The 18,300-nt window shown below is 74.5% G+C and carries 16 protein-coding genes; 2 read left to right on the forward strand and 14 right to left on the reverse strand.

What is annotated here, in order from left to right:
- Positions 1-129: 129 nt before the first annotated feature.
- Entirely contained in the window at positions 130-534 is a 405-nt protein-coding gene (locus tag ACZ4K2_RS11200; protein ID WP_467471933.1) for a globin, read from the reverse strand.
- A gap of 75 nt (positions 535-609) precedes the next feature.
- On the opposite strand from ACZ4K2_RS11200, the gene ACZ4K2_RS11205 reads away from it, so the two are divergent.
- Entirely contained in the window at positions 610-1,587 is a 978-nt protein-coding gene (locus tag ACZ4K2_RS11205; RefSeq protein ID WP_467471935.1) for a methyltransferase domain-containing protein, read from the forward strand.
- Between the two features lie 6 nt (positions 1,588-1,593).
- On the opposite strand, the gene ACZ4K2_RS11210 is transcribed toward ACZ4K2_RS11205, so the two are convergent.
- The 4 genes from ACZ4K2_RS11210 to ACZ4K2_RS11225 all read right to left on the reverse strand — a co-directional run bounded on the left by ACZ4K2_RS11210 (position 1,594) and on the right by ACZ4K2_RS11225 (position 8,473).
- A complete protein-coding gene (locus ACZ4K2_RS11210; protein ID WP_467471937.1) occupies positions 1,594-3,435 on the reverse strand; it encodes an FHA domain-containing protein in 1,842 nt (613 codons plus the stop codon).
- A 57-nt stretch (positions 3,436-3,492) separates the two neighbouring features.
- Positions 3,493-4,836: a vWA domain-containing protein gene (locus tag ACZ4K2_RS11215; protein WP_467471939.1), complete on the reverse strand. Its 1,344-nt coding sequence runs from the start codon at positions 4,834-4,836 to the stop codon at positions 3,493-3,495.
- Positions 4,837-4,950: 114 nt separating this feature from the next.
- A complete protein-coding gene (locus ACZ4K2_RS11220; protein ID WP_467471941.1) occupies positions 4,951-6,267 on the reverse strand; it encodes a PP2C family serine/threonine-protein phosphatase in 1,317 nt (438 codons plus the stop codon).
- A gap of 4 nt (positions 6,268-6,271) precedes the next feature.
- Complete coding sequence (locus tag ACZ4K2_RS11225; RefSeq protein WP_467769953.1) at positions 6,272-8,473, reverse strand: serine/threonine-protein kinase; 2,202 nt, start codon at positions 8,471-8,473, stop codon at positions 6,272-6,274.
- A 10-nt stretch (positions 8,474-8,483) separates the two neighbouring features.
- Here ACZ4K2_RS11225 and ACZ4K2_RS11230 point away from each other — a divergent pair, with 10 nt between their 5' ends.
- Positions 8,484-8,708: a hypothetical protein gene (locus tag ACZ4K2_RS11230; protein WP_467471945.1), complete on the forward strand. Its 225-nt coding sequence runs from the start codon at positions 8,484-8,486 to the stop codon at positions 8,706-8,708.
- Between the two features lie 43 nt (positions 8,709-8,751).
- Here ACZ4K2_RS11230 and ACZ4K2_RS11235 read toward each other — a convergent pair whose 3' ends face one another.
- From ACZ4K2_RS11235 to ACZ4K2_RS11275, 9 genes are all read right to left on the reverse strand, one after another.
- A complete protein-coding gene (locus ACZ4K2_RS11235) occupies positions 8,752-10,032 on the reverse strand; it encodes a hypothetical protein (RefSeq protein ID WP_467471948.1) in 1,281 nt (426 codons plus the stop codon).
- Positions 10,033-10,072: 40 nt separating this feature from the next.
- Positions 10,073-11,104 (reverse strand): glutamate ABC transporter substrate-binding protein, encoded by a 1,032-nt coding sequence (locus ACZ4K2_RS11240; protein ID WP_467471950.1) that lies wholly within the window; start codon positions 11,102-11,104, stop codon positions 10,073-10,075.
- A 14-nt stretch (positions 11,105-11,118) separates the two neighbouring features.
- On the reverse strand, positions 11,119-12,546 hold the full coding sequence (locus ACZ4K2_RS11245; RefSeq protein ID WP_467471952.1) for a hypothetical protein: 1,428 nt from the start codon (positions 12,544-12,546) through the stop codon (positions 11,119-11,121).
- A gap of 158 nt (positions 12,547-12,704) precedes the next feature.
- Positions 12,705-12,827: a hypothetical protein gene (locus tag ACZ4K2_RS11250; RefSeq protein ID WP_467471954.1), complete on the reverse strand. Its 123-nt coding sequence runs from the start codon at positions 12,825-12,827 to the stop codon at positions 12,705-12,707.
- Positions 12,824-13,849, reverse strand: a complete 1,026-nt coding sequence (locus tag ACZ4K2_RS11255) for an N-acetylglucosamine kinase (protein WP_467471956.1) — start codon at positions 13,847-13,849, stop codon at positions 12,824-12,826. Before ACZ4K2_RS11255 ends, ACZ4K2_RS11250 begins: the two co-directional genes overlap by 4 nt.
- Positions 13,840-15,105 carry a 6-phospho-beta-glucosidase gene (locus ACZ4K2_RS11260; RefSeq protein WP_467471958.1) on the reverse strand — a complete coding sequence of 422 codons (1,266 nt, stop codon included), beginning with the start codon at positions 15,103-15,105 and terminating at the stop codon, positions 13,840-13,842. Before ACZ4K2_RS11260 ends, ACZ4K2_RS11255 begins: the two co-directional genes overlap by 10 nt.
- 7 nt (positions 15,106-15,112) lie before the next feature.
- Complete coding sequence (locus ACZ4K2_RS11265) at positions 15,113-15,991, reverse strand: carbohydrate ABC transporter permease (RefSeq protein ID WP_467471960.1); 879 nt, start codon at positions 15,989-15,991, stop codon at positions 15,113-15,115.
- 2 nt (positions 15,992-15,993) lie between these two features.
- Positions 15,994-16,935, reverse strand: a complete 942-nt coding sequence (locus ACZ4K2_RS11270) for a carbohydrate ABC transporter permease (protein ID WP_467471961.1) — start codon at positions 16,933-16,935, stop codon at positions 15,994-15,996.
- Positions 16,932-18,278 (reverse strand): ABC transporter substrate-binding protein, encoded by a 1,347-nt coding sequence (locus ACZ4K2_RS11275; protein ID WP_467471963.1) that lies wholly within the window; start codon positions 18,276-18,278, stop codon positions 16,932-16,934. Before ACZ4K2_RS11275 ends, ACZ4K2_RS11270 begins: the two co-directional genes overlap by 4 nt.
- Positions 18,279-18,300: the final 22 nt, after the last annotated feature.

Genomic DNA, 18,300 nt, shown 5'->3' on the forward strand with positions numbered 1-18,300 from the left:
GTTTCCGAGCTCTCGGGCGATGCTGGCAGAGGCACGGGGGCGGGGTAAGCGGTTGCCGAGCGGTCTACACCGGATCGTGACCGGAATGCGACAAGGTGTGACCGGAATCCGGCCTTCAGCGACGGATCGTCAGTCCGGGGCGTTCACCATGGAGGCGGCGGCGTACGTCAGGTAGTTCCACAGCGTCCGCTCGTGCTCCTCCGACAGGCCCAGCTCGTCCACGGCCACCCGCATGTGCCGCAGCCAGGCGTCGTGCGCCGCCCGGTTCACGGTGAAGGGGACGTGCCGCATGCGCAGCCGGGGGTGGCCGCGGTTCTCGCTGTAGGTGGTGGGCCCGCCCCAGTACTGCATCAGGAACAGGGTCAGCCGCTCCTCGGCCGGGCCGAGGTCCTCCTCCGGGTACATCGCCCGGAGTTCGGGGTCCTCGGCGACGCCCTCGTAGAAACGGTGGACGAGCCGGCGGAAGGTCTCCTCCCCGCCGACCTGCTCGTAGAAGGTCTGCTCCTGAAGCGTGCCGCGCCGAATCTCATTCACGGCTCCATGGTCTCAGACGGGGCGGCCCAGGACTCAAGCCCTAGGACCGGGCCCCTTCGCCCCTACTGTGGACCCATGGGCGCCTACGACACCGAGATCGAGGGGCTGGCCGCCGAAGCGCGGGCGGCGCTGGTGCGGGAGATCGACGCCGAGGGGGCCTGGCGCGGGAGCCCGGAGTGGCGGGCGGCGTTCGCCGCGGTGCCCCGGCACCTGTTCGTGCCGTACTACTACGTGGCCGGGCCGCGCGGCTACGAACGCCGCTGGGGCGAGAGCCCCGACCGGGCGGCCCGCGAACGCTGGGTGCGCGGCGCCTACGCCGACGCGCCGCTGGCCACCCGGCTGCGCGACGGCGAGCTGCTCTCCTCCAGCAGCCAGCCCTCCCTCATGGCGCGGATGCTCGTCGCCCTGCGGGTCGGCGACGGCGACCGGGTGCTGGAGGTGGGCGCCGGCACCGGCTACAACGCGGCCCTGCTCGCCCACCGGCTCGGCACCGGCGACCTCGTCACCACCGTCGACCTGGAACCGGAGATCACCGAGTCGGCCCGCAGGCACCTCGCGGCGGCCGGCCACCGCCCGGCGGTGGTCACCGGGGACGGGGCGCGCGGGGTGCCGGAACGGGCTCCCTACGACCGGATCATCGCCACCTGCGAGCTGTCCACCGTGCCGCGCGCCTGGCTCGCCCAGTGCCGTCCCGGCGCGCGCGTCCTCGCCCCGCTCGCCACCGGCCTGCTCGCGCTGACCGTCCGGGACGCCGGGCACGCCGAGGGCCGCTTCCTGCCCCGGGCCGCCTTCTTCGTGCCGCTGCGCGGCGGGTGCGGGACGGAGCCCGAGGCCGGCACCCCCGCCGGGCTGCCGGCCCGGGCCCGCGAACAGGAGCCGTTCCGCTTCCTGCGCACGCTGACCCGGGGCAGCCTCGACCCGCGGGAGGCGTACTCCCTGTGGCTGCGCGAGGGGGAACCGGACCGCGGACGGTACGGGGTCACGGTCGACGGCGAGCGCGCCTGGGCGTGGCTGGACGACCCGGCGGGGCCGTACGCCTGGCCCCTGCCCTGACCGCCGTCAGCCGAGACGGACGGTGATCGTCGTCCAGGCGCCCACGTGCACCCGGTCGCCGTCCTGGAGCGGGACCGGCACGAACGGCTGGATCGGCTCCTCGGACATGTTGACCGTGGTGCCGTTGGTCGAGTTCTGGTCGACGACCGCCCAGGTGCCGTCCGGCTGCTGCACCAGCATGGCGTGCTGGTGCGAGACGCCCGGGTCCTCCGGCGGCACCGACAGGTCGATGTCGGGGGTGTCGCCGGTGGAGTGCCGGCGGCGCCCGATGGTGACCTGGTTGCCGGTGAGCGTGCGCTGCTGCTCGGGCGAGTACGCGGGCAGGTTCAGGCCCGCGGCCTCGGGGCCGGAGCGCTGCATCATCGCCATGAAGTACTCGCGGTCCGGGGCGACGGTCGCGGTCCAGGTGGTCCGCTGCGGCACCTGGGGCGCCTGCGGGAAGCCGCCCGGCCCGGACGGCGCCTGGGCGGTGCCGGGCTGCGGGTAGCCGTACCCGCCCTGGCCCGGTCCCTGGCCCTGGCCCTGGCCGCCGGGACCCTGGTACCGGCCTGGTCCCTGGCCCGGTCCCTGGCTGGGGGACGACGGCGGGGAGATCACCCAGTCGTCGTCACCGCCGCCGAAGGAGGGGCCGCCGGAGGACGGACCGCCGGCCGGGGGCCGGCCGGTCTCCTGCGGGAACGCGGGGGCCGGCGCCCCGGACTGCTGGAACGCCTGCGGGGCACCGCCGGGGCCGCCGGGGCCCTGCCCCGGACCGCCGCCGAAGCCGGGGCCACCGTGCGGAGCGGGACCGCCGTGCGGAGTGGGACCGCCGTGCGGAGTAGGGCCGCCGGGACCGGAGGGCTCCCGCCCGAAGGGCGGCGCACCACCGGGCCGGCCGGGCCCGCCGGGAGCCTGTCCCGGACCGCCGGGGCTCTGCCCCGGGCCACCGAAGCCGGAGGGGCCGCCGGGACCACCGGGACCGCCCGGGCCCTGGCCGGGGCCGCCGCCGAAGCCGGGCGGGCCGGAGGGGGCGCCGGAACCGGGACCCTGGCCCGGACCGCCGTAACCGGACTGGCCGGGGCCGCCGGGGCCCTGCCCCGGGCCGCCACCGAAGCCGGAGGGGCCACCGGGGCGGCCGGGACCGCCGGGACCCTGGCCGGGGCCGCCGCCGAAGCCGGGCGGGCCGGAGGGCGCACCGGACCCGGGGCCCTGCCCCTGGTTCTGTCCCTGGTTCCGACCCGGTCCCTGGCCTTGGCCCTGGCCCTGGCCCTGTCCCTGGCCCTGTCCCGGTCCCTGGCCGAAGCCCTGTGGGGGGCCCGGCGGGCGCTGGTCGCCGGGGGCGAACGGGGGCCGCCCCGCGGGGCCGGGGGAGGTCCGCGGGCCGGACGGGGCCCGGTCGCCGCCGAACGGCGTCGGCCCCGACGGCTCGCTGCCGAAGGACGGGATCGGCTCGGCGGGCCGGTTCACCTGCGAGGGCCGCGAGCCCTGGTAGTCGAACGCGTCATCGCCGCCGTACGTCGTGCTCGGCGGCTGGAACCGGCCCTGCGGCGGGCGCGGGGCGGCCGGGGTGTACGAGGTCGCCGTGTTCGTCAGGAAGTTCCACCGGCACTCCTCGCAGAAGGGCGCACCGCCCTCGCGGGGCGTGCGGCACTGCGGGCACAGCTCGGGCTCGGGGCCGCCGCCCTGGTGCGGGCGGCCGGCACCGGCCTGGCCGCCGGGACCACCCGGTCCGGCGGGCGGCGGGAAGCCGTAGCCGCCGGCGGGCGGGGGCGGCGGCGGGGGCGGGGGTACGGCACCGGCCATGCGGTGACCGCAGACCTCGCACCAGTCGTCGGAACCCGACTGGTGTCCGTTCGGGCAGGTCGGCATGTCGGTGCTTCCCCTTCTCCTGAGGGTCGGACCGGATCGCTCGGGTCGCTTCCAGGGCTACTTCTTTACACGAACAGTCTTTGTGGACCGGGTCTCCAGAGTCATCTCGTCCGCCTCCGCGACCCTCGTCTTCAACCGCACAGTACCTGTCGCGGCGTCGACCACGTCCACCACCTTCGCAAGCAGTTTCGCAGTATCGGCGTTCCCCGAGGCGCTCGCGAGCTGAACCGCCCGCCCCAGTTTGGCCGTTGCTCCATCGAAATCGCCCACTTTGCGAAGATCGATCCCCTGCTGGATGACTTGGGCCAGTTCGGCCTGCCCGGTGTAGTGGGCGACCTGGGGGCTGATCGAGGTGGAGGCCGCCATGTCGTCGGTCCACACGGCCCGTACGAGTCCCTGCGCAGCGGAAACCCCTGTGCCGTCCCCGGATTGCGGGACCACCACGGAGACCCGGGCGGCCAGCATCTCCCGGCCGAGCCCGGCCGACGGGACCGTCAGGCCCAGGTGGTAGTCGCGGGACTCGTCACCCCAGGACCCCGTCGGGTAGTCCCCGGCACGCGGTCCGGCCTCGGTGCGCCGTGCGGTCAAGTCCTCGACGCTCGGAGCGACTTGCTTGACGAACCGGAGGACCGTGCCGACCGGCGTCCACACCCGCAGGGCGACGTCGGCGACCTCCTTGCCCATCGCCGTCTCCATCATCCGCGTGAAGTCGGCGGCGAGACCGGCCGGGTCGGCGACGATGTCGGCGGTGCCGAGCAACGCCGAGGCGATCGCTGTGACTTCTTTCACTTCCCAGTCGGTGCCCACGCCCCGCGCGTCACAGGTGAACCGGCCGGCACAGGCGTCGAGCGCGGCCCGCAGATCCGCCGCCGACTCGTGCTCGTTGCGCCCGTCTGTGAGCAGAATGCCGTGCCGGATGGTGACATCGGCGGCGGACAGCAGCCGGTCGGCGAGCCGCAGCCAGGTGCCGATGGCCGTACCGCCGCCCGCGCTCAGCCGGCGCAGCGCCTCCTTGGCCTGCCCCCGGGTGGTGGCGTCGGCCGCCGCGAGCCGTCCGCCGCCGGGATAGACCTCCCTGGCGACGTGCGTGCCGTCGATCACCGCGAAGAGGGTGCCGTCGCGCAGGGTGTCGATCGCGGCGGCCGTGGCGTCCCGGGCGTTGCGCATCTTGGCCGGCGGGTAGTCCATGGAGCCCGAGCAGTCGACCATGAGCGCCACCGCGGCGGAGGGCCCCCGCCCCGGCGGGTACACGGCCGCGGAGGCCGTGCCGCCGACCGTGCCGCCGCCGGTGGCGGTCACCGTGACGATGGCGTCGACCTCGCTGCCGCCCTCGGGCAGGTACTCGTTCTGGTAGACGTCCACCGAGAACCGCGCCACGTTCGACTTCGCGAAATTGGCCATGAGTGATCGCATCCCCCTCGAACGCCCCGCTCACGCGAGGCGGTGACTGCCGGCGGACCGGTCCCCTCCGGTCCGCCGCGGCTTCCCCGTGCCGTGCTCGTCCCCGCACGGCCCTCAGGCCGATCCTGCCCCCTGCGCCGGCGCGGGGAACGGCAGGACCGCCACTGTTACGTTGTCGTGGCCCCCGCCGTCCAGGGCGTGCCCGACGAGCACCCGGGCGCTGTGCAGCGGGCGGGCCGCCGCGTCCGGCGGCACCACCTCGCACATCTCCTCCGCCGACTCGGCGTAGTTCCACAGCCCGTCGGTGCACACCACGACCACGCCCGGCCGGTCCGGCTTGAACGAGGCGGTGTGCGGCTCCAGTTCGTAGGCGTCCGCGCCGAGCCAGCCGGTGATCGCGTGGGCGCGCTCGTCGGCGTAGGCCTCGGCCTCGCTCATCAGGCCGGCGCCGACCATCTGCGCGGCCCAGGAGTCGTCCTCGGTCAGCCGGGCCGGCGGGGCGGTGCGGTCGGTGGGCACCCAGTACACGCGGCTGTCGCCGACCCAGCCGACGACCAGCAGCCCGGCGGCGACCACGGCGCCGACGATCGTGCAGGCCGGCGCGTTCTGGTGCGGGGCGTGCTCGCGGGCCGTGGCGGGCTCCTCGGCGAGCGCGTCGACGGCCCGCGCGGCGGCGACGATCGCCTCGTGCATGGCCGCCTGCGGGTGGGTGCCGTGCTCCAGGGTGGCCAGCAGGGTGTCGCCCGCGACCCGGGAGGCGGCCAGGGAGGCGTCGTCGGGGCGGGTCGCGGACGACACGCCGTCGCAGACGATCGCCAGCGCGGCCGGCGTGCCGTCCGGCAGCGTGGCGCAGCCGACGGTGAAGGCGTCCTCGTTGCGGTGGTGGCGCAGCCCGCGGTCGCTGACGGCGGCCACCGGGCCCGACTCGCGCTCCATGTGGTCGCGTTCGCGCGGCTGGGCGTGCCCGCAGTTCTCGCAGTAGCCGTCGCCGTCCACCCGGCCCGCCCGGCAGGCCACACACGTCCGCGTGGGTTCGGCCGGGGCGGCGGAACCGGCGGCCGGCAGCGGGTCCGGTGCCTGGAGCGGGTACTCGTCGGGCTCGGCCGGCCGGTCGAACCGCACCCCGTGACCGGCGGACTGGCCGGTGTCGGGCTGGTGCCCGTGCAACGGCGTCTCGCCCGAGTCGGTGCCCGGCAGGTCCGTCGGGAGGTGCACCGCGGGCGGGGTGCCGGAGCCGGCCGGCTCGGGCGCGGGCCACTCCCGGCCGTCCTCGGCGGCGCCGTTCATGGCGAGCGTCGGATGGTCCTGCGGCGGCGCGGACACCGCCGAGAGGTCCTGTCCGCACGCTCCGCAGAACCGGTCGCCCGACTCCACGGGTTCCGCGCAGCTCGGGCACTTCGGGAGTGCGGCCTGCTGGGGCATCTGCGACATCGACTTACACCCACGTCCGGGGGCGGTAACGGTTGGCCCGTTCCACCAGTTCGATCCTCTCCTGGCCGCCGGGCGCCAGCCGGGCCAGCGTGCGGTAGGCGCGCTCCAGGCCGAAGCGCAGTCCCCGCTCGTCCAGACCACTGCCCAGCAGCACCCGTCCCGCGGCGGCGGAGCCGGCGCCCTGCCCCCCGGAGAGTACCCAGTCCAGCGCGCAGCCGAGCACCTCCGCCGACAGCCGTTCCCGGCGAGCCGGGTCCAGACCGTAGGCCAGGAGCGCTTCGACCTGCCCGGCGGCGGCCGTCAGGTCGTCCAGGAACGGTACGTCACCCGGGTCCGCCGTGCGCTGTCCGATCCGCGCCCGGACGGCGGCGACCCGGGCGGCCGTGTAGTGGATGGAGGACGCCGGCACCGACTCCAGCACCGCCACCGCACCGCGCCGGTCCCCGGCCGCCAGCCGCACCCGGGCCAGCCCGAACGCGGCGCTGACGAAGCTCGGGTCGGTCGTCCACACCAGGTGGTAGTACTCGGCCGCGTTGTCGAGCTGGCCCAGCTCCTCGGCGCACAGGCCGAGCGCCAGCTTGGGCGCCGCCTCGCCGGGGAAGGCGTCGTAGATCGCGTCGAAGGCGAGCGCGGCGTGCTCGAAGTCGCCGGTGACCAGGGCGGCCACACCCCGGTACCAGACCACCCGCCAGTCGTCGGGCCGCTCCCCGTCCAGCTCGGCCAGCCGCCGCAGCGCGTCCCGGTGGTCGCCGGTCTCCAGCCGGGCCCGGACCTGCCGGAGCCGGGTCTCCACGGTCTGCGCGGGCGCCGCGGCCAGCGCGCTCGCCAGCTCGGCCGGCGCGGAGGTCATCAGGCCCGCCAGGAAGCCGGCGTTCGGATCCGCCGGGTCGACCAGCGGGACGGGCAGGGCGAGCGCCGCGACGGGCGAGTCGACCGGCTTGACGAGGGCCTGCGGGAGGGGGACCGGGGCCGGGGCGGGGCCGCCCCGGCGCGCCGGCCGCGGGGCGGACCGCGCGCCCAGCCGGGACACCTCGCCGCCGGCCAGCGGGAACAGCTCCGTGTCGGTGACCTTCACCTCGGGACCGAACAGCGTCGACAGCGCGGGCCGCGCCCGCCCGGTCTGCAGCGAGACGACCTCCCGCAGCACCCCCGTGAGCTGTTCGGCCATCTCCTGCGCGGAGGCGAACCGGCGGGCCGGGTCGGGGTCGGTGGCGCGCACCAGGAGCCGGTAGAAGGACTCGTACCGGCGGAACACCTCGATGGTGTCCGGGTCGGGCAGGGAGTCGGCGTAGACGGTCGTGTAGCCCTGGAAGTCGAAGGTGAGCACCGCGAGGGTGCGGCCCACCGTGTAGAGGTCGCTGGCCACCGACGGGCCGGTCTCGGCGACCTCCGGCGCCTGGTAGCCGACCGTGCCGTAGATCGCCGACTCCTCGTCGTCCGCCCGGCGGACCGCGCCCATGTCGATCAGCTTGAGCTGGTCCTCGGTCTGGATGGCGTTGTCGACCTTGAAGTCGCAGTACAGCAGGTTCCGGCTGTGCAGGTGGCCGAGCGCCTCCAGGGCCTCGATCCCGTACGCGCACGCCTGTTCCACCGGCAGCGGGTCGCGCCGGCCGTCCGGTGCCCGCCGCGCGTTGGCGATCTCCTTCAGGGACTTGCCGCCGACGTACTCCATCACTATGTAGCCGTCGAGGGAGCCGGTGCGCTGGTCCAGGTGCTCCACGAAGTTGTAGATCCGCACGATGTTGGCGTGCTCGATCTCCGCGAGGAAGCGCCGCTCGGAGATGGCCGCGGCCATCGCGTCCTGGTCCCCGGTGTCCAGCAGGCCCTTGAGCACCACCCACCGGTCCGACACGGCACGGTCCACGGCCAGGTAGATCCAGCCCAGGCCGCCGTGCGCGAGGCACCCCGCCACCTCGTACTGGCCGTGCACGACGTCGCCGGCCTTCAGCTTCGGCACGAAGGAGTACGGGTGCCCGCACTTGGTGCAGAAGCCCTCCGTACGGCCCGGCCGGTCGCCGCGGGCCCGGCCGACCGGCGCCCCGCAGTCCGCGCGCGAGCAGAACCGCTTGCGCTCCGGTACCTCCGGGTCGGCCAGCACCATCGCGCGCGGGTCGGGCCGCGGCACCTGCGGCACGGAGACCAGCCCGGCGCCCAGCCGCCCGCGCGCGGAGGAGCCGGCCGAGGAACCCGAGCTGCGCACGGACACCGAACGGCCCGTGGACCTCCCCGACACCGACCGGGAGAGCCGCCCGGACACCGACCGGCGCGAGCGCGACGACTGCGAGGAACTGCGCGAACTGCTGGAGCCGCGCGAACCGCCGCCGCTCACCGAGCCCCTGGTGACCCCGGTGGGCGGGGAGCCCACCGTGCCGGTCGCCGACACGACGGGCGCGAGACCGCAGGTGTCGCAGTACAGCTCGCCGCCGCCGACGTCCTCGTAGGCGCCCCCGCAGTCCGGCCGCTGGCAGGTCTGTCCCGGCTGACTCATGACTGGTCCCCCTTACCGTCCTGCGGCGTGTCCGGGCCCGCGAGCAGCTCGGCCGCCAGGTGCTGGTAGCGCAGCACGGCCTGTTCGGCCACCCGCAGGTCGCAGGGCGCGCTCCACAGCATGCGGCGGGCCGCGTCGTACCGCTCGACCAGGAACGGGTCCTCGGCCAGGCCGTGCCGGGTGACCTTCGCCCTGTAGGCGTCGAGCCGGCCGCGCAGCTCGGCCCGGACCGCCAGCGGCGCGGTCACCGCGGTCAGCGACTCGCGGGCCCGCAGCAGTTCGTCCTCCGCCTTGCGCTCCAGGGACTCCAGCAGCGGGGAGAGCCGGTGCCACTGGGCTTGCCTGCGGTACTCGGCGGCGGCCGCGAGCTGCTCCATGAGCGCGGTCGGCGGCCCGCTCACCACCGGCACCTCCGTGGCGGCGATCTTCGCCAGCACCTCGCCGCGCGCGGTGCGGGCCTCGGCCAGGGTGCGGTCGGCCCGCGAGAGGACGTCCCGCAGCCGGATCAGCCGCGCCTCCGCGTCCTGGCGCACCGTCAGCACGGCGTCGATCTCCCGGCGCACGTCCTCCAGGGCGCGCGCCTCGCGGTCGTACACCGTGGTGTCCGGACGGCCGCCGCCCGGCGCCGAGCCGCCCCCGGCGGGCACCCAGAAGGCGAGCGGGTCGGTGACGACGTCCTCGCGCAGCCGGGTCAGCGTGCGGGTGATCCGCTCCAGGTCGTCACCGGAGGGGTGCTCGCCCGGGCGCACCCCGACGGAGTGCGCCAGTCCCCGGGTGCGCTGGAGCTCCGCGGCGAGCAGATCGATCCGGGCGGGCAGCGCCGACCACACCGCGTCGGCGGCGACGATCAGGTCCAGGCTCGTCGCGTACAGGTCGTTCATCCGGTCCACCAACGTGGCCAGGGTGAACGTCTCGCTCAGCCGGCCGTGCGCGCCCCCGGGGACCGTCACGCACGCGCCGCGCAGCAGCTCGGTCAGCTCCGCGAGGTCCTCGCGGCTGGACCAGCGGCGCCGGGCGCGGATCTCCCGGGCGGAGCGCAGCGCGGCCGCGTAGGCGTCGAAGTACCCCCACAGCAGCGTGATCCGCGCCTCCGTGACCTGCCAGCGCTCCGCGGTGACACCGGTCAGCGTGGCGCCTTCCAGGAGTCTGCGGCCCGCGTGGTCCTGGAGGGCCAGCAGCGAGGTCTCGATGGCCTCGTGCTCCTGGCCGAGCCGCGCCAGCGCACGGTCCACCTCGTCCCGGTCCATCACCGGCCCGGCGGGGTCCGTGACGCCCATCGATCACCTCTCGCTCGCTGTGTGTTCCGGTCGCCTGGACTCAACTGCTGCGCAGGTAGCGCGGCGTGGGAGGCTTCGACGCCGCCGGGTCCTTCCCCAGTGTGGCCGACAGCCAGGTGTCGTACGACTCCTGCCAGCCGTGCGCGTGGTAGTCCACCAGAACGCGGTTGACCCGGCGTACCAGGTCGTCGGCGTCCTTCCTCATCGCCACGCCGTAGTACTCCTCGGTGAACGCCTCGCCCTTCAGTTCGACGGTCGGGTCCTGCGCGGCCTGGCTCGCGGCCAGCGCGCCGTCGGTCACTACCGCGTCCACCTCGCCGAGTTGCAGCCGGACCAGGCAGTCGAGCTGGTTCGGGACGGTGGTGGAGATGTCGGTGGAGGCGGGCAGCCGGCCGCCCTTGCGGTCGGCGTCCAGCTTGGCGTACGCGGTCGAACCGGTCGCCGTGCACACCTTCTTGCCGGCCAGCGAGCCGTCGTAGCCGGTCACCGGCGACGACTTGGGGGCGAGGACCTGCTGACCGGTCTTGAAGTACGGCGCGGAGAAGGCGACCTGCCGCAGCCGCTCGCAGGTGATCGTCATGGTGCGGACGACCATGTCGACGCGCCCGTCCTCGATGGCGGGGATGCGCTGGCTGGTCGGGATCGCCTTGAACTGCACCGCGTCCGGGTCGCCGAGGATGTCCTGCGCTATCCGGTGCACCAGGTCGATGTCGAAGCCCTCCAGCGCGGCGCCCTCGGTGTTGGGGTTGCGGTAGCCCCAGTGGTAGCTGTTCTGGTCGACGCCGACGATCAGCTTGCGCTTGGCGCCGGTGCGCGCCTTGATGGCCTCGATCGCCGGCCCGTCGGCACCGGACGGGCCGAGGGTCTGGCGGTGCGCCTCGGCGTCGACGCACCCGTCGGCCCGGGCCTGGACGCCGGCGGCCACCCCGGGCCCGGACCGGCGCCCGCTCTCCGGCGCCCGCTGGGTGCACGGCAGGAACAGGGCGAACGCCAGCGCCAGCACGCACAGCACCGCCATCGCCGCGACCCCGCCCCAGCCCCGCAGGGAGGCCCGCGCACGGTTCACGTCCATCACCCCGCCCCCTGTCACCGGTACTCCGAAAGCCTGCGGCCGATGCCGGCGACGGCGCCGGCCGCGCCCAGTACAGCGAGGACGGCCGCGCCGGCCGGCAGGCCGGTCATGGCGTCCCGCCCGTCGGTGGCCGCCCGGTGGAACTCGTCCTGCTCGTAGCCGATGGCCCGGGCGAGGGCGCGGTCGACGCCGTCGAAGCACTCACCGGTCGCGCCCTTCGCGCCGATCACCTTGTCCAGCGCCTGCTGGTAGTTGCCGTTCTCGTCCTCGGCGCGGGCCGAGGCGTGGCGCCGCTTCCACACGGCCGTGTTCCCCTCGGCCGCCTCGACCGGTGCGGCGCCCTCCCGGTCGTCGGCGAGCCGCGCCGCCGCGGACAGCCCCCTGCCGAGCACGGCCATGTCCTTGTCGAAGTCGTAGTAGTAGGCGTCGTACTGCCGGCCCTCCACGGTGACGGTCTCCGCGCCCCGCGCCACCAGGCTCAGGTTCTCGTTCCCGCGGGCCTTCAGGGAGGCGATGCGGGCGTCGTGCAGCACGTTGAGCGAGCGGATCCCGTGGTCGTAGGAGCCGTCGAGCCCGGACCGGGCGACCGCGTGGCCCACGACCAGCCAGAGCAGGGCGACGGCGGTCGCGGCGGACGCGGCGACCAGGCCGTGGTTGAGGACGCGGTTGGTGCGCCGGTACATCCGGTGCTGGGCCCAGCCGAGCGCGGCCAGGGCGAGCACGCCGAGCGCGATCGCCGCCCACGGGTAGGGCCGGGCGTCCCCGTAGTCGGCGTCGAGCCGCCGGTTCTCCGTGGTGTAGAGGGCCTCCGCCGCCGGGAGCATCTCCTCCTGCATCTTCTCGTTGGCGTACCGCAGGTAGGCGCCGCCCACCGGGTAGCCCTGCCGGTTGTACGTCCGGGCCCGTTCGATCAGGCCCTTGTACTCGGGCAGCAGCCGGTTCAGCCCGGCGATGGTCGTCTCGGAGGCCGAGCCGGGCTCGGCGTTGGCGGCGGCGGTGACGAGCCCGGCGGCGGCGCTGCGGATGTCCTTCTCGTACCGGTCGCGGGAGCCGGCGTTCTCCTGCCCGCCCGCCAGGAAGCCGCTGGAGGCGGCGGTGTTGGCGTCGGCCAGCGACCGGTAGATCCCGGCCGCCCCGGAGCTGAGCGGCTGGCTGCGGCGCAGCACGTCGTCGGCGGCGGCCGAGCGGGCGCTGGTCTGCCAGGCGGTGACCGCCCCGAACGCGACGACCACCAGCGCCAGCACGGCACCGATGATCCGCAGCCGCCCCGGCTCGGTCGTCGCGGCGGCCCGCACCCGCTCGGCCCCCTCGGCGAAGGCGGTCCGGCGCGCGGGCGGCGCGGCCGCGACGGCGGGCGGCCCGGGCTGGGCGGGGATGCCGGGGGCGCCGGCGGGCCCGGCGGGCACGGCCGGCGGCGCGCTGCTCTTCGGCGGGTGTGTCACTCGACCTCCCCCATGGTCATCCGTTCGCCGCCCAGTATCGCCGCCGGTGCCGGTGGTCCGCACCGGTCTTCACTGGATCTTGTCGGGATCGCGGTGCGCACTGCCCATGAATACGCCGGGCGCGTATGTTCGGTTCCCCCGGGGCGCGGTGGCGCCGCTCAGGGCTCCCGGTGCCGGTGGGCGGCCGCTTCGAGTGCCGCCGCCTCCGCCCCGGCCAGGCGGGTCCCGGCCGCCACGTCGGTCGACCGGGTCTCGCGGACCGGGACCGCCCCTGCGCTCACATCGTCGCCCCGCTCCCCTCCCGCGACGACTCGGCCCGGCCCGCCGCCCAGTGCGCCCGCGCCCGCTCCCGGGCCGCGGCGCCCGCCCCCAGCCGGTCCAGGCCCAGCAGGGCCGCGCCCAGCACCGGACTGGCCGTGACCACGCGGGGGACGGCCCTCGGGGCCCGGGCCGCCAGCAGCTCGCGGACGGCGTCGTCCAGCAGCCGGTGGCCGGCCGTGAGGACGCCGCCGCCCAGCAGCACCGGGGTCTCCTCGGTGAGGAGGTCCAGACGGGTCAGGGCGACCGCGGCCATCACCACCACCTCCTCCGCGAGCCGGGTGACGAGCGAGCGGGCCACCCGGTCGCCGTCCGCCGCCGTGGCGAACAGGACCGGGGCCAGCTCGTGCCGGCGGACGTGCTCGACGCGCCCCAGGTGCAGGGCCTCGATCAGGGCGTACATGGTCGGCAGGCCGAAGTGCGCGGGCAGGGTGCGGGCGAGCGCGCTCGGTGCGCCGCGGCCGTCCTCCGCGCGGGCCGCGTGCCACAGGGCCTCCTCGGCCAGGCCCCAGCCGCCGCCCCAGTCACCGGAGATGCGGCCTATGGCCGGGAAGCGGGCGGTGCGGCCGTCGGGCCGCATGCCCACGCAGTTGATACCCGCCCCGCACACCACCGCCACACCGCGCGGCTCGGCGACGCCCGCCCGCAGGATCGCGAAGGTGTCGTTGCGGACCTCCACCGAGGCGCCCCAGGCCCGCCCGCGCAGCGCCGCCGCCAACTGCTCCTCCTCCACCGGCAGGTCGGCGTTGGCCAGGCAGGCCGACACGTGCGAGACGGCCGTCACGCCCGCGTCCGCGAAGGCGCGCGCGACCGGCCCGGCCAGCTCCTCCAGCGCCGCCGCCACGCCCACCGCGGGCGGGCGGAAGCCGCCGCCGCGGGCCGTGGCCAGCACCTCGCCGGCGGCGGTGACCACGGCCACGTCGGTCTTGCTGTTGCCCGCGTCGATGGCGAGGACCGTCGGGGCCCCGGGTGCGGTCAGGCCCACGCCAGGTGCTCCCGGTTGTGCGCGACGAGCCGGTCGGTGAGCGTGTCGGCGTACCCGTACTGGCCGATCAGCGGGTGCGCCAGCAGGGCGCGGAAGACCCGGTCGCGCCCGCCGCGCAGGGCCGCGTCCAGCGCCAGGTCCTCGTACGCCGTCACGTTCGCGATCAGGCCCGCGAAGAGGGGGTCCGGCTCCGGGACCGGCAGCGGCACCGGGCCCGCCGGGCCGACCGCGGCCTGGACCTCGACCACCGCGTCGTCGGGCAGGAAGGGCAGCGTGCCCCGGTTGACGGTGTTCACCACCTGGTACGGGCTCCCGCGGCCGGCCAGCAGCGCCGCCGCCAGGTCGACGGCCGCCTCCGAGTAGTAGGCGCCGCCCCGCTTGGCCAGCAGCGCCGGCTTCTCGTCCAGGGCCGGGTCGCCGTACATCGCCAGCAGCTCCCGCTCCATGGCGGCCACCTCGGCGGCCCGGGACGGCTTGGTGCGCAGCTCGTCGACGACCTCGTCGTGGGCGTAGTAGTACCGCAGGTAGTAGGAGGGGACCACGCCCAGGCGGTCCAGCAGGGCGCGCGGGAGGTGGAGGTCGCCGGCGATCGCGTCACCGTGCTCGGCCAGCAGCCTGGGCAGCACGTCGGCGCCCTCCGGGCCGCCCAGCCGGACGGACGTCTCCCAGGTGAGGTGGTTCAGGCCCACGTGGCCCAGGTGCACGTCCGCCGGGTCCGCGCCGAGCAGGCCGGCGAACTTCCGCTGGAAGCCGATCGCCACGTTGCACAGGCCGACCGCCCGGTGCCCGGCCTGGAGGAGGGCGCGGGTGACGATGCCGACCGGGTTGGTGAAGTCGATGATCCAGGCGCGCGGGTTGGCGCGGCGGACCCGTTCGGCGATGTCGAGCACGACCGGGACCGTGCGCAGCGCCTTGGCCAGGCCGCCCGCGCCGGTGGTCTCCTGGCCGATGCAGCCGCACTCCAGCGGCCAGGTCTCGTCCCGCTCGCGGGCCGCCTGGCCGCCGACGCGGAGCTGGAGCAGGACCGCGTCGGCTCCGTCGACGCCCGCGTCCAGGTCGCCGGTGGTGACGATGCGGCCGGGGTGGCCCTGCTTGGCGAAGATGCGGCGGGCCAGCCCGCCCACCAGCTCCAGCCGTTCGGCGGCCGGGTCCACGAGGACGAGTTCCTCGACGGGCAGCGTGTCCCTGAGCCGGGCGAAGCCGTCGACGAGTTCGGGGGTGTAGGTCGAGCCTCCGCCGACCACGGTGATTTTCACAGTCAGATCAACCCTTTACTCCGGTGAGCGTCACGCCTTCGACGAACGCCTTCTGGGCGAGGAAGAACACGAGGATCACGGGGGCCATGACCAGCACGGTCGCGGCCATCGTGAGGTTCCAGTCGGTGTGGTGGGCACCCTTGAAGGACTCCAGGCCGTACGACAGGGTCCAGGCGCCGGGGTTCTCGGACGCGTAGATCTGCGGGCCGAAGTAGTCGTTCCAGGCGTAGAAGAACTGGAACAGGGCCACGGCGGCGATGCCCGGCCGCGCCATCGGCAGCACGACCCGCAGCAGGGTGCGCAGTTCGCCGCAGCCGTCGACCCGCGCCGCGTCCAGGTACTCGTCCGGGACGGTCAGCAGGAACTGGCGCAGCAGGAAGACGGAGAACGCGTCCCCGAACGCCATCGGCACGATCAGCGGCCACAGCGTGCCGGACAGGTCCAGCTGCTTCGCCCAGAACAGGTACATCGGGATGACGACCACCTGCGGGGGCAGCATCATCATCGAGATCACCAGCATGAGGGCCGGGCCGCGGCCCCGGAAGCGGAACTTGGCGAGCGCGTACGCCACCGGGATCGACGACACTACGGTCAGGACGGTGCCGAGGCCCGCGTAGACCAGCGTGTTGCGCCACCAGGTGAGGAAGCCGGGGGTGTCGAACACCTTGCGGTAGTTGCCCCACTCCCAGGTGTGCGGGACCAGGTCCCGGCTGAGCGCCTGGCTGTCGCTCATCAGCGAGGTCAGGAACACGAAGACGAACGGCAGGGTGAAGAAGAGCGCGGCGGCGACGCCGAGCGCGTGCACGGCGACCCACTCCAGCACCGCCCGGCGGCGGGCGGTGCGCGCGGCACCCGGGGCGGGCGGCGCGTCCGGTGTCCGGGCCATGGTCAGTCACCTGCCTGGAGCAGGCCGCCGCGGCGCCGCATCAGCAACGCGGTGAACGCCATCGACAGGGCGAACAGCACCAGCGCCACCACGCAGGCCGAGCCGTAGTCGAAGCGCTGGAAGCCGAGGTTGTAGACGAGCTGGGGGAGGGTGAGCGTGGACTTCTCCGGATAGCCGGGCTGGAACTGGGTGCCCGCGCCCTGGATCACGCCGGAGGCGACCTTCCCGGCGATCAGCGGCTGGGCGTAGTACTGCATGGTCTGGATCACCCCGGTGACGACCGCGAACAGCACGATGGGGGAGATGTTCGGCAGGGTCACGTACCGGAAGCGCTGCCAGGCCGAGGCGCCGTCCAGCTCGGCCGCCTCGTACTGCTCCCCGGGCACGTCGAGCAGCGCGGCCATGAAGATCACCATCAGGTCGCCGATGCCCCACAGCGCGAGCAGGGTCAGCGCCGGCTTGGACCAGGCGGGGTCGTTGAACCAGCCCGGCGCCGGCAGGCCGGTCTTCTCCAGGATCGAGTCGACCGGCCCGGTGCCGGGGTTGAGCAGGAAGGCGAAGGCCATGGTGGCGGCCACCGGCGGGGCCAGATACGGCAGGTAGAACAGGGTGCGGAAGAGACCCGTGGCCGTCTTGATCTTCGTGATGAGCAGGCCGATCCCGAGCCCGAAGACCACCCGGAGGCTCACCGTCACCACGACCAGCCACAGCGTGTTGCGCAGGGCGGGCCAGAAGAGCGGGTAGTGCTCGAAGACGTACGTCCAGTTCCTCCCCCCGCTCCACTCCGGCGGCCGGAAGCCGTCGTAGTGCATGAAGGAGAAGTAGACGGTGGAGAGCAGCGGGTAGGCGAAGAAGACCGCGAACCCGATGAGCCACGGCGACATGAAGGCGAGCGTGCGCAGTGCCGAGCGCCGGTGCCTCGACGCGAGCGTGGCGGCGCTCATCCCCGCGCCTGCGCGATGTCCGTGTCGATCTGCGCGGCCGCCTTCCGCAGCCCGGCCTTCAGGTCGGTGGCCCTGCCGCTCTCGTAGTCGTAGCCGAACTGCTGGAGCGTCACCAGGTACACCCCGCCGTTGACCGAGGCGGGCGTGGTGGTGGAGTGCGGGTCGGCCGCGATGTCGAGGAAGGTCTTGAACCGCGGGTCGTACTTCAGCTTCGGGGACTTCAGTGCGGCGAGCGTGGAGGGCACGTTGTGGATGGCGTTGGCGAAGCCGACCACCGCGTCCGTGTCCGTGGACATGTACTTCACCAGTTCCCAGGCCGCGTTCTGCTTGCGGCTGGTGGCGGCGATGCCCGCGATGGTGCCGGTGATGTAGCCCTTGCCGTACTGGTCGGCCTCGTCGTCCGGGACGGGCAGCGGGGCCACCCCGATCTCGAAGTCCGGCCCCGCCTCCTCGGCCATGCCCAGCCGCCACTCGCCGTCGAGCTGCATGGCGACCTGGCCGGTGTGGAAGGGGTGCCGGGGGCCCCATTCGTCGCCGAGCGTCACCCGGAACTTCTCCAGCCTGCGGAAGCCGCCCAGGTCGTCGACGAGTTTCTTCTGGAGGGTGAAGGCCTTCTCGAAGGCGGGGTCCGCGGCCAGGTTCGATTTGCCGTCCGCGTCGAAGTACACCGGCGAGAACTGGCCGAGGTAGTGCTCGGTGGTGGACTCCCAGCCGTGGTAGTTCGGCATGAAGCCGAGCTGCCGGTAGCCGTCGCCCCGCGGGATCGTCAGCTTCTTCGCGTCGGCGGCGAACTCGGACCAGGTCTTCGGCGGGTGCTCGATCCCGGCCTTCTCGAACGCCGTCTTGTTGTAGTAGAGCCCGTAGGCGTCGCCGAGCAGCGGGACCGCGCACCGGTCGCCCTCGAACCGGGTGTACTCGTTCATCGGCTTCGGGAAGGTCGTGCCCGGGTCGATGCCCGCCTTCTCGAAGAAGGGGTTCAGGTCCACCAGCGCGCCCGAGGAGCAGAACTTGCCCACGTTGTTGGTGGTGAAGGACGAGACCACGTCCGGGGCCCTGGTGCCGCCGGCCCGCAGCGCCTGGTTGATCTTGTCGTCGGACATGTTGCCGACGACGTTCACGTGGATGTTGGGGTGCGCCCGCTGGAAGCCGGCGACCAGCGACTCGACCGCCTCGACCTCGTTCGGCGCGCTCCAGGCGTGCCAGAAGGTGATGGTCGTGTCCTTCGAGGGGTCGTCCGAGGCGCCGGGACCGGACCGGCCGGTACAGGCGGTGGTGAGCAGGGCCAGCGACGCGGTCAGGGCGAAAGCCGCCTTTCGGACGGCCGGCGGTATGACTTCGGGCATGGCGAGGTCTCCCTGGGACGGG

The organism is Streptomyces sp. NPDC025833, from assembly GCF_055558055.1.